This window comes from Subtercola sp. YIM 133946 (genome assembly GCF_036553535.1).
GTDB lineage: Bacteria > Actinomycetota > Actinomycetes > Actinomycetales > Microbacteriaceae > Subtercola.
In genome coordinates this window covers 228,209-240,052 of sequence record NZ_JAZHPE010000013.1, presented here as the reverse complement: position 1 = coordinate 240,052, position 11,844 = coordinate 228,209, and the positions used below count along the sequence as shown (strand labels likewise).

At 71.6% G+C, this 11,844-nt stretch carries 8 protein-coding genes; 5 read left to right on the top strand and 3 right to left on the bottom strand.

Annotated features, from left to right (window positions below):
- The first annotated feature begins 80 nt into the window (after positions 1 to 80).
- The 5 genes from V3W46_RS04360 to V3W46_RS04340 all read left to right on the top strand — a co-directional run bounded on the left by V3W46_RS04360 (position 81) and on the right by V3W46_RS04340 (position 8,761).
- A complete protein-coding gene (locus V3W46_RS04360) occupies positions 81 to 983 on the top strand; it encodes an ABC transporter ATP-binding protein (RefSeq protein WP_331781863.1) in 903 nt (300 codons plus the stop codon).
- Entirely contained in the window at positions 980 to 1,786 is an 807-nt protein-coding gene (locus tag V3W46_RS04355) for an ABC transporter permease (protein WP_331781862.1), read from the top strand. The genes V3W46_RS04360 and V3W46_RS04355 overlap by 4 nt, the downstream gene beginning before the upstream one ends.
- A 150-nt stretch (positions 1,787 to 1,936) precedes the next feature.
- Positions 1,937 to 2,914, top strand: a complete 978-nt coding sequence (locus V3W46_RS04350; protein WP_331781861.1) for an MDR family oxidoreductase — start codon at positions 1,937 to 1,939, stop codon at positions 2,912 to 2,914.
- A 598-nt stretch (positions 2,915 to 3,512) separates the two neighbouring features.
- A complete protein-coding gene (locus tag V3W46_RS04345) occupies positions 3,513 to 5,369 on the top strand; it encodes a hypothetical protein (RefSeq protein WP_331781860.1) in 1,857 nt (618 codons plus the stop codon).
- Between the two features lie 170 nt (positions 5,370 to 5,539).
- Complete coding sequence (locus tag V3W46_RS04340; protein ID WP_331781859.1) at positions 5,540 to 8,761, top strand: hypothetical protein; 3,222 nt, start codon at positions 5,540 to 5,542, stop codon at positions 8,759 to 8,761.
- A gap of 179 nt (positions 8,762 to 8,940) precedes the next feature.
- Here V3W46_RS04340 and V3W46_RS04335 read toward each other — a convergent pair whose 3' ends face one another.
- The 3 genes from V3W46_RS04335 to hemB form a co-directional block, all read right to left on the bottom strand.
- Complete coding sequence (locus tag V3W46_RS04335) at positions 8,941 to 9,327, bottom strand: hypothetical protein (protein WP_331781858.1); 387 nt, start codon at positions 9,325 to 9,327, stop codon at positions 8,941 to 8,943.
- Positions 9,328 to 9,331: 4 nt separating this feature from the next.
- Positions 9,332 to 10,726 (bottom strand): glutamate-1-semialdehyde 2,1-aminomutase, encoded by a 1,395-nt coding sequence (hemL, locus tag V3W46_RS04330; protein ID WP_331781857.1) that lies wholly within the window; start codon positions 10,724 to 10,726, stop codon positions 9,332 to 9,334.
- A 61-nt stretch (positions 10,727 to 10,787) separates the two neighbouring features.
- On the bottom strand, positions 10,788 to 11,795 hold the full coding sequence (gene hemB, locus V3W46_RS04325; RefSeq protein ID WP_331781856.1) for a porphobilinogen synthase: 1,008 nt from the start codon (positions 11,793 to 11,795) through the stop codon (positions 10,788 to 10,790).
- Positions 11,796 to 11,844 lie beyond the last annotated feature (49 nt).

The window sequence follows — 11,844 nt, the reverse complement described above, 5'->3', positions numbered from 1 at the left end:
CTGCCAACGGCATAGGCTGGGGCCCAAACATCAGCACGACATTGTGCACCCGGCTCGCCTGTGTGCACCGAGAGGATGCGATGCCCGCCGGCGTCATCATCGAGTTCACGAACCTCACCAAGCGGTTCGGGTCTGTCGAGGCCGTCTCAGACCTCTCGTTCACCGTCGAGCCCGGTCAGATCACCGGTTTTCTGGGACCGAACGGCGCCGGCAAGACCACGACGCTCCGGATGCTCCTCGGCCTGGTCTCGCCGACGAGCGGCACCGCCACCTTCGGCGGCGTCGCCTACCGTGATCTGCCCTCGCCGCTCGGCACCGTGGGGGCCGCCCTCGAGGCGGCGAGCTTCCATCCCGGCCGCTCCGCCGCAGACCACCTGCGCATCTACGCGCAGGCCGCCGGACTGCCCCGCGCCCGCGTCGGCATCGTGCTCGAACAGGTGGGCCTCGAGGGGTACGCGTCGCGGCGAGTGGCGGGCTATTCGCTCGGCATGCGGCAGCGGCTCGGTCTCGCCTACGCGCTGCTGGGCGACCCGAGTGTGCTGGTGCTCGACGAACCCATCAACGGGCTCGACCCGGAGGGCATTCGCTGGATCCGGCTCTTTCTGCGCCAGCTGGCCGCCGAGGGGCGAACGGTTCTGGTGAGTTCGCACCTGCTCAGCGAGGTTCAGCAGAGCGTCGACGACGTGGTGATCATCGCCCACGGCACGCTCATTCACCGCGGAACGCTCGCCAGCCTCGACATGGTCGACAGCAAGCAGGTGATCGTCGATTCGCCGAACCGCGACGGGCTGCACTGGGCGCTGCAGGCGGCGGGGTACGCGTTCCGCAGCCTGCGCGGAGGAGTCATCGTCGACAAAGCCGACGCGACCGAGATCGGACGGGTGGCGTTCGCGGCGGGCATCCAGATCAGCTCGCTGTCGCAGAAGCGGGCGGGGCTCGAGGATTCGTTCCTCGCGCTGGTCGGCGAGGAGGGGGCGCTGTGAAGTCGTTCGGGCGCGCCGTGCACGCCGAGTTCACCAAGGTCACGACCACGAGGCTCTGGTGGATCCTGGCGATCATCATGGTCGCCTATGTCGCCCTCGTCGCGGGCGGGCTCACCGCGATTCTGGGGTCGGTCGGCGCGGGAACCCGCGGGCCTGTCATTCCCGACGACCAGCGGGCGCCCCTCATCTACAGCTTCGGATCATCGATCGGCTACGTGTTTCCCGTGCTGCTCGGTGCGCTCGTGACGACGGGCGAGTTCAGGCACGAGACCCTCACGCCGACATTCCTGGCCACGCCGAAGCGAGGGCGCATCCTCGTCGCGAAGCTCGTCGCTCTGACGGTCTTCGGGGCCGCGTTCGGCGTGTTCGCGATGATCGCGTCGGTGGGCGCCGGGTCTGGCGTGATGGCGGCGTTCGCTCAGGATGCCCAGCTGGGGTCGCCCGACATCTGGGCCCTGATCGGGCGGGCCGTGCTCGCGATGGCTCTGTGGTGTGCCGTCGGGGTCGGGCTCGGCGTGCTGGTGCCGAGCCAGGTCGCGGCGATCGTGATCGTGCTGGCGTTCACGCAGTTCGTCGAGCCGATTCTGCGGTTCGTCTCGGGGCTGGCCGACTGGAGCGCGCAGGTGGGCAGGTTTCTGCCGGGGTCGGCGTCGGATGCCCTGGTCGGGTCGAGCTTCTACTCTCTCTCGGCGCCGTCGCTGGTGGCGCTGGACTGGTGGCAGGGGGCGCTCGTGCTCGCGGCCTACGCGGTGGTGGCCGCCGTGCTCGGCTACTTCACGTCGTGGCGGCGCGACGTCACCTGAGGGTGAGCCGGGGGCTGGGGGGCCCGGGCGTGGAGCTGGGGACGGGCTCGGCTCGGCCAGGCTGGGCCGGGCTGGGCTCGGACGGGCGGGGGCTGGGCGTCGGGCCGGGTCTGCATTCGCGAGCGGCCGAGGCCCGCGTAGGGTGGAGGCATGTTTCGCGCGATCGTGGTCGATGAAGGTGTGCCCGCTGAGATCCGGGAGGTCGACGACGACTTCCTGAAGCCCGGTGACGTGACGATCGACGTCGAGTACTCGAGCATCAACTACAAAGACGGGCTCGCGCTGGCGGGCAACCGCGGCGTGGTGCGAACGTTTCCGATCATCCCGGGCATCGACCTGGTCGGCACGGTCACGGCCTCGGATTCGCCACGCTTCTCGCCCGGCGACCGCGTCGTGCTGAACGGAGACGGCATCGGTGAGCGCCTGTTCGGCGGGCTCGCCGAGCGGGCGAGGGTGCGTTCCGACGCGCTCGTACTGCTGCCCGAGGGGCTCAGCGCCCAGCGCGCGGCGGCGATCGGCACGGCCGGCTTCACGGCGATGATCGGCGTTCTGGCCATCGAGCGGGCGGGCATCCGTTCGTCGGCGGGAGATGTGCTGGTGACCGGGGCTGCCGGCGGGGTGGGTTCGGTGGCGATCGCGCTGCTCGCGGCGCGGGGGTATGCGGTGACGGCGTCGTCGGGGCGTGCCGACGTCGAAGGCGACTACCTGCACCGGCTCGGAGCCTCGGCCATCATCGACCGCGCCGAACTCGCGGAGCCCGGCAAGCCCCTGCAGTCGCAGCGCTGGGCGGCCGCCATCGACTCGGTCGGCAGCACCACCCTCGCGAACGTGCTGGCCCAGACGAACTACGGCGGGCTCGTCGTGAGCTGCGGGCTCGCGCAGGGGGCCGACCTGCCCACGACGGTGATGCCGTTCGTCCTGCGCGCGGTGACGTTGACGGGCGCGAACTCGGTGGATGCTCCGCTCGCCCTGCGCGAGGAGGCCTGGGCCGCACTGGCGCAGGCGCTCGACGGCGAGCTGCTCGACTCGATGACCACCACCGTCTCGCTGGCCGAGGCGCTGGAGGCGGGGCCGGGCATCCTGGCCGGGAAGGTGCGCGGGCGCACGGTGGTCGACGTCAGGCGCTGAGTGGTGCTGGCGGGGGCTGGCCGGTGCCTGGCGGGTGGCGCCGCTCACTTGGGGGAGGCTGAACGTCGCCGTGTTTCATTAGTGAGTATCTCTCGCCTATGCTTGCCTCTGGGGTCACCTTCAGAGGCAGGAGTTGTGGCGAATGGCGAGGTCGTCGGCGCACCACGCGGGTAGCAGCGCGCCGTCGGTCGCGCCGGGCGGCGGGGTTCGGCGGCAGGGCGGGGTAGCGGCGGGGTCGGGGTCGGGGTCGGGGTCGGGTAAGGCTACGCCGGGTGGGTACTCGGTAGGGGTCGCGCGGGTTGCTGGCACAAAGCCAGCCGGGCCGCAGGTCGCCAGGTCAGAAGGTGCGGGCTCACGAGTCGCTGGGTCAGAAGGTGCGGGCTCACGAGTCGCAGGGTCAAAGAGCGCGGGCACGACGGTTCCGGGGTCGAAGGGCGCGGGTACGACGATCCGGGGGTCGAAGGGCGTGAGCTCGAGAATCGCGGGACAGGGGGCCACCGGCGCACAGGATGCGGCCGCGAGTGGCGGCGGCGCGCCAACCCGTCCCGAACGCGAATCTGGAGGCGTTCGCGCGCGCCTGTTCGGCTCACGCAGCCGGATGATCGGGGTCGACGCCGTGCGCGGCCTCGCCGTGTTGCTGCTCATCCTGGGCCTCGCCTCGGCGTTGACGACCGCGCCGACCACCGCGTCAGCCGACGCCGTCTCGCTCACCGACCCCTCCAGCTGGCTGGGGCTGGCGCAGGGCGGCGTGCTCTGCATACTCGCCATGCTGACGTTCGCGTTCGTCGCAGGCGTCTCGGCGAGTCTTGCGTCTGGCGGTTACGAGGGCCTCATGGGCGTCGACGGGCTCCGTTCGCGCACCCGTGTTCTCGCGCGCAGCATCGTCTTCAACGTCGCGAGCGTCCTGGTGCTGGGTGCCGGCTACACGGTCGGACGGCTCGCGCCGGGCCACTGGTTCAGCACCCTCGCGGGCGGTATCGCCGGCGTCGGTGGCACCCCGGGCGGAATCGCCACCGTCGTCGGCGGCAGTGGCGCCGCGGGCGGGTCCGGCGGCGCGCTGAGCGGCGCGGCCGGCACCCACGGCGCCCTCGACATCGTCGTCGCCACCACCGTGCCCGCCGCCCTGCTGGCCGGCGGCCTGCTGCTCTACATCGGCGTCATGTCGCTCGCCGAGGTTCTGCTCTCACGGTGCGGCTCCGCACTCCTGTTCAGCATCGCGGCCGCAAGCGCCGTCGTCACTCCGGTCGCCGCGCACGAGCTGAGCAACCTTCCGCTCGGATCGGCGGCGCTCGTCGCCAGTGCCTACCTCCCGTGGCTGGCGCTCTTCCCGGCCGGAATGGCCGTCGCACGCCTGAGGCTCGATCTCGTCGGTGTGCGCGTCATGCTCACCGCGAGCGGCCTCGGGCTCTGCGCCGCAGCTTTCGCTGGCGCGTGGCTGCTGCCGAGCATCCTGAGCCCGGGTTCCACCCTGCCCGGCATCTCAGACACCACGACTCTTGTTCGTACCGCCCAGGCGGGCATCATGGGCTACCTCACGGCACCCCCGTCGGTCGTCGTCGTGCTCGGCGTCGCGGGGGCGCTGCTGGCCGTGACCGGTGCAGCCCTTCTGGCCGGCAGGGCCCTGCGCTGGCCGCTGCTGCTTCTGTCGGCCCCCGGAACGCTCGCCCTCAGCCTCGGCATCATCGCCGTCGCTGTCTCGTGCACGGCGGCCTTCGCGGCGCCCGGTTCCACGCTGGCGGTACGGATGCTCGACCTCGCCGCCCTCGCGGGCCGAGGCTCCCCGTGGCTGGTCGCGGCAGAGATCGCCCTCGCGACCGCTCTGCTGAGCATCCTCTGGCGCCTCTGCTTCGGAGCCGGCCTCCCCGAACGCGCCCTCTCCTCCCTCTGCGCCCTCGCCTCCCGCGTCAGCGGCATGCCCCCGACCTCGGTCGCGGCACTGCCCGACACTGCCGCAGCCTCCGCCGCCCCCGCAGCTGCAGTCGCAGACCCAGCCCCAGTCGAACCCTCCGCAGCCCCGGCAGCCGCCCAGCTACCGGCCTTCGACGCCCTCCTGGCGGCTGAGACCCCATCCCCGCCACGCGAGCCACGCCCATCACAGCCTGCTGCGCCCTCCCGCCCCGCGACATCCACCCCCATCTCGACTCCCACCTCCGCCGCGACCCCCACCTCGGCCCCGACTCCCACCTCCGCCCCGACTCCCACCTCGGCCCCGACCTCTGCGACGGTCCCAGCGCCAAAGTCCGCCGCACCTCCCGACCCCGCTGTCCCTTCTCCGGCCCCGACGTCGCCGGCATCCCCAGCGTCGGCGCCCGATGCCGCCGGTGAACCTGCAGCTCCGCCGCACCCCGAGGAGCCGCCCCACCCCGATGGGCCACCCCGCCGCACACCGCCGACAATATCGTCGGTGCGTTCGACGTGGAGCCCGGGACAGTCCCTGGGCCGCCTGCCGTATTGACGACCCCCGTCACACCCACCGCCTCTCAGAACATCTGCCACCACACCCACGCCCACGGCAGCCGACACGCCTCCACCGACTCCACCGCTCGTCACCGACGCCACCACCCACGAAGTCACCCACGAAGTCACCCACGAAGCCCTCCACGAAACCGCCCCACGAAACCCCCTATGCAGCCCGAAAAGCACACCGAACGCCTCCTCGCGGCCTCCGACGCGCTGCGCTCCGGCGCGCTCGAGCGCCTGCTGCTCGACGAGGCCGTCTCGATCGCTGATGCCATCACCGCGTTCGACACGGCGACCACCACCATCGGCACAAACCTCGCTCCCACCAACACAAACGTCGTACCCACCACCACAGACGCGAAGCCCTCAACCACACCCCCCACAGACCCCGCCCTGCTCAGTTACACCGCCCGCCTCCGCCTCATCTCGTCGTGCACACTCTCCGGCGACACCGAGGGCCGCCTCGCGGCCCTCGACTGGTGCCTCGCCAAGCACCTCGCCGACCCCCGGCGCTTTCCCGCGCGCATCGACAACCTCGACCTGCTCTGGGAGCTCACGACCATCCCCGACACCGTCGCCGCCAGCCCCGAATTCGACCGCACCGTCATCGTCGAGTCGCTGAACACCCTCCGCTCGATGCTGCAACGCCACGGCGAGGGCCTGAGCGCCCTGCGTTTCGCTCAGGTGCGCGTGGCCCGCCTCATCGCCACCCCCGAAGACCAGGCGACGGCCCACCTGAACCTCGCGGCGACGCCCCTCGACGACTACTCGCCCTGCCGCACCTGCCGCCTCGGCGAACACGCGCTCACCCTGGCCGAGCAGGCTCGCTTCGATGAGGCCGCGGCCGCCTTCGACCTGCTGTTCGACGACCCCGAGTCGTGCGCCCACGAACCCGAGCTGTCGTACGCCCGCAGCCTCTCGGTGTACCTGCACGCGGGGCAGCCGAAGAAGGCCGCCCGCTCCCACCAGCTCGGATACCCCCTCATCCGCTCCAACCCCCGCCACCTCGGCCTCGTCGCCCTGCACATCGACTACCTGCGCATGGTCGACGCCCTCGATGACGCCCTCGCCCTGATCGAACGCCACCTGCCCTGGCTCCCGTTCGACCCTCTGAACGCGGCAGCGCAGTTCGACGCTCTCGTATCGATCGCAGCGGTGCTCGACGCCCTCGATGACGCCGACCGCGGCTCGACGATCATCCATCAGGCCGCGCACCCCGCGGTGGCGCAGTTCTTCGCCGCTTTCGTCGCCCACCCATCGGCGACGGATGCCCGGCTCTCCGGCCCGCACGGCGCCGATCACCACCCGACCACAGCGCGGCAGTTCGCGCGCACCTGCTCACTCGCGACTCACGCCCTCGCCACGGAGTTCGATTACCGCAACCGCACCACCCTCTACGCCGACAGGCTCGACGCGGGCCCGACTCCCCCGATCAACCTGCGCCCCGCCGTTCGCGCCCGGCTGGCCAAGACGGCCTCGGCCCAGCCCGACGGCATCCAGGCGGCCTTCGCGTCGCTGCCGCACGACGCACCGGCGTCGGAGCTGTGGCTGCAGCTCGCCCGCGAGCACGCGACCGTCGAAGATCCCGACGCCGCCCTCGCCGCCATCCGCTGGGCACACGATGCCCTCGACGCCGAGCACCGGGCGGCGCAGCCCACCCACCTCCATGTCGTCGCCGCCCCCGTGGCCACTCGCAACGCCGACGCGGCGGGCGACGGCGTTGCCGACACGGCGGCGGACGCGGCGGCCGACACAGCGCGCCGCCACCACGTGCGCACCGCCCTCTACGGCCTCGAGATCACCCTCGCCATCGAGCGCGGCGACACCGTCGAGGCAGAGCGGCTCGCCGGGCTCCGCGCCGACGTGCTCATCGCCGACGACCGGCTCGACCTGGCCGAGGTCGAACTGCAGGTCGGCCTCGTTCTGTTCGGTGCCGAGACGGCGCCAGCCGCAGCCGCCTCCGGGTTCGCCCGCCTGGAACAACACGAGGAACACGACAAGCACGAGGAACACGCCCGAGCATCGGCGGCAGCGCCCGCGCGATCGCCGGCGCCCACCTGGAGCCCCGGCTCCCTCGAACGCGCGCTGAGTGCCGCCCGCACAGCACGCGTCGAGCCCGAAGCCGAGACGAGCATCCTGAACGCCCTCGCGGTGCAGCGTCTGAAGGAGGGGCGATCCGCCGAGGCCGTAGAGCTCATGCTGGCAGCCGTGAGGCGCTGCGGGCACGACCCCGACAACCCCACCGTGCAGCGTCCGCTCGTGTTGTTGGCGCACGCGCAGCTCGCGGAGGGCGACTTCGACGCCGTGAGGCAGACCACGAACCGGTTGCTGCGCCACACCCTCGACCGCGCCACTCGCGCCAACGCCCTGCTGCTGCGGGCGGCGGCCAGCCACGGGCTCTCGCAGCTCAATGCGGGAATCGCCGACGCCGACCGCGCCCTGTCGCTCTACCTCGAGCTCGGTTACAGCAAGGGCATCATCGACGCGTGTGCGCGGCTCGCCCTGCTGCTCGAAGAGCTCGGCGTGCAGGCCGGAGTCGCCGAAGCCTGGCGCCACGCCGCAACCGAGGCCGACCGCATCAACCACCCCGAGGCGGCCGTCATCCGGTTCCGGCTGGCGCGAGCCCTCATCACGGCCGGGCGCGGTGCCGAAGCCGCCGTCGAACTCGACGCCGTGCTCGAGGCCACCGTGCGGGCGAAGGCGTCAGACTCCGAGCTGAGCGAGGTGCTGTACTGGCTGGGCCACGCCCACCGCGAGGCCGCCGACGACGAGCTCGCCTACTGCTGTTTCAGTGTGGCCCTCTCGCGTGCCGCCGCGGCGACGGATGGCCGGGCCTGCGTCAGGCTCGGCCTCGCCCTTGCCCGGCTGCTGCTCGACGACGGCGACGCCAGCGCGATCGACGTGCTCGTCGAGACGGTAGCGCAGGCCCGCCGCCTCGATGAGCCGTGGGAACTGGTCGACGCCCTGCACCTGCTCGGCCAGGCCCAGTGCGAGTTCGGCGACCCGGGCGGCCTCCGCGCCTTCGACGAGGCGCTGGCCGTCGCCGACCAGCACGCCTTCGACCTCGACGCGCTGCACGCCACGATCACCGACTCCCGCGCCCACGCCCTCGACGCACTCGGCCGCGACGCCGAGGCGCTCGAGACGGCCCGCCGCGCGGCGCGGCTCTACGAACGGCTCGGCGAGCGGTCATCCGCCGGCCTCGCCCACCTCTTCGTGGCCCGCCTGCTCGGCCAGGCCGACCGCCCCACCGAGGCCGTCACCGCCTACCGGCGCAGCGTCGAACTGCTCGGCACCGACGGCCCCACCGCCGCCTTCGTCTCCCGGGAGCTGCGCGCGCTCAGCGCCCCGGCCACCCCAGCCACCCCGACCACCTCGCCCGGATGACGGTGCGCCCGCCCCGGCATGACGGCAGACGCATGGCAGACGCATGGCAGGCGCAACGGAGCCGCGCAGTCACGCGTGGGGCGCACGGCAAGCGCAACAGAACGGCGCAGCCGAGCGCAGCCGGCACTCCGCCGCGCACCTGCACGCGGCACGCGGCACGCGGACCGACGCTCGAACCCTCAGTCGGCCGCGATCTTCGTCGCGCCCGACGACTCCAGCGGCGGCAGCCGCAGGGCCCGCAGCAGCGTCAGAGAGTGCTTGGTCGTCACGATGATGCGTGAGAACTCCGCGTTCTCGAGGTCGATCACGACAGAGGTGCGGGTGCCTTTGATCAGCAGAAAGTCTTTGCCGTCGTGGTACTTCCACGACCCGACGGCGAGCGTCAGCGGCACGGCCGTTCCCGGCGCGCGAATACCGCGCACCCACACCCACGGGTCGTCGGTCAGCACAGCCGACCGGATGTTCTCCAGCGGCACCTCGATGTCGCTTCGCCTCAGCGACAGCAGCTTCTCCGTGCGCGTCAGCCTGATCTCCAGACGATCAGGATGCACGAACAGAACTGCCATGCCTCTAGTCTGCCCGTGAAACCCTCGCAGCGGAACGAGCCGCGCCCGGAAGCGCCGACACGATACGCTCGAGCGCCGCGTCGTCGAGGGCGGCCGACACGAACCAGGCCTCGAACACCGACGGCGGCAGCGACACACCCGCGTCGAGCAGGTGATGAAAGAACGGAGCGTACCGAAACGACTCCTGCCCCTGAACCTCGGCGTACGTTCGCGGACCGCCGATCAACGGCCCGCCGGCGAACTCGCCGAACGCGAAGCTGAACAGGTTGCCCGCCCGCTGCACGGAGTGCGCGACCCCCTCCGCGCTCAACGCGTCTGACACCGCCTTCGAGATGACGGATGCCGCACTGTCGACCTTCGCATACACCTCGTCATCGGCGAGCCGCAGGGTCGCAAGTCCAGCGGCGACGGCCACCGGGTTTCCCGAGAGCGTGCCGGCCTGGTAGACGGGGCCGACGGGGGCGAGGTAGTCCATGACCTCAGCTCGTCCGCCGAGTGCTGCGAGCGGCATGCCCCCGCCGATGACCTTGCCGAACGTGAACAGGTCGGGCTGGTACGGCAGCTCGCCCCCCAGGTCGCGGGCGTCGTCGAGCCCGCCCGCCCCGAACGACCGCCCGCTCACCTCGAGCCCCCACCACCCGGCCGGGCCCACGCGGAAGCCCGTCAGCACCTCGTCCATGACCAGCAGGGCGCCGTTCTCGTGCACGATGCCGGCGAGCGCCGCGTTGAACCCGGGGTCGGGCGCCACCACACCCATGTTCGCCGCCGCCGCCTCGGTGATCACCGCGGCGATCTGACCGGGGTGGGCCGCGAAGACCTCGCGCACCGCGTCGAGCGAGTTGTAGGGCAGCACCAGCGTCTGGGCGGCCGTCGCGGCCGTCACCCCGGCCGACGCCGGCATGGCGAGCGTCGCGAGCCCCGAACCGGCCTCGGCGAGCAGGGAATCCGAATGACCGTGGTAGTGCCCGGCGAACTTGACGAGCAGGTCGCGGCCGGTGAATCCGCGGGCCAGACGAATGGCTGTCATCGTCGCCTCGGTACCGGTCGACACCAGTCGAACCTTCTCGACGGGAGCGACCCCGGCCGCCGTGATGCGCGCCCTAATCGCCTCGGCGAGCTCGGTCTCGCCGGGGGTCGACGCACCGAACGAGAGCCCGCGCGCCGCCGCCTCCTGAACGGCGGCCACGACCTCGGGATGCGCGTGCCCGAGAATCGCCGGGCCCCAGGAGCTGACCAGGTCGACGTATTCGATGCCGTCGGCGTCGGTGACGTGGGCTCCGCGTGCTGACACCATGAATCTCGGCGTTCCGCCGACCGAACGAAAGGCCCGCACGGGCGAATTGACGCCACCCGGTATCGATACGGCGGCCCGCGCGTACAGCGCCTCAGACTCGGTCACGGTGGGTTCCTCGTTCTTCGTTTTCAGCATGAATTACGTGGCAAGCGGGCAGGGCATGTTGTCACGGCAGCGGCTCGCGCAGCGTGCGGGCGATCTCGGGCGCGAAGTACGTCAGCACCACGTCGGCCCCGGCGCGACGGATGCTCGTGACCGACTCGAAGACGGCCCGCTCCCTGTCGATCCAGCCGTTCGCCGCGGCGGCCTCGATCATCGCGTATTCGCCCGACACCTGGTACGCCCACACCGGAACCGGTGACATCGCCGCCACGTCGGCCAGCACGTCGAGGTAGCTCATCGCCGGCTTGACCATGACGATGTCGGCGCCCTGCTCGAGGTCGAGCTGCGTCTCGTAGAGCCCCTCCCGGCGGTTGGCCGGGTCTTGCTGGTACGACTTGCGGTCTCCGCGCAACGATGACCCGACCGCCTCGCGGAACGGCCCGTAGAACGCCGACGCGTACTTCGCCGAATACGCCAGGATGGCGGTGTTCTGATAACCCTCGGCGTCGAGTGCGTCGCGCACCGCCGCCACCTGGCCGTCCATCATGCCCGACAGCCCCAGCAGTTCCGACCCGGCGGCAGCCTGCGCCAGCGCCATGTCGCGGTACCGCAGCAGCGTCGCGTCATTGTCGACCCGCCCCTCGGCGTCGAGCACACCGCAGTGCCCGTGGTCGGTGAACTCGTCGAGGCACAGGTCGGTCTGCACCACCAGCGCGTCGCCGACCTCGGCGACCACCACACGGGTTGCCTCGTTCAGAATGCCGTCGGGGTCGGTCGCTCCCGACCCGATGGCGTCTTTCGCCTCGGGAACCCCGAACAGCATCACCCCGCCGAGCCCCAGGTCGGCGGCCTCGTTCACGGCGGCCCGAACGCTCTCGGTGGTGTGCTGCAGGATGCCCGGCATCGAGCTCAGCGGCCGGGGCTCGGTGCCCTCCCGCACGAAGAGTGGAAGCACCAGCTCGGCGGGGTTCAACCTGGTCTCTGCGACCAGTCTGCGCATCGCCGGAGTGGCCCGCAGCCGCCGCGGCCGCACGATCGGTGCGCCGCCGCGCCCGCCCTCAAGAGAACTCATGCGTTCAACCCTACGCGCCCAGCCGACCCGAAAGCCGCGGGCCGAGGGA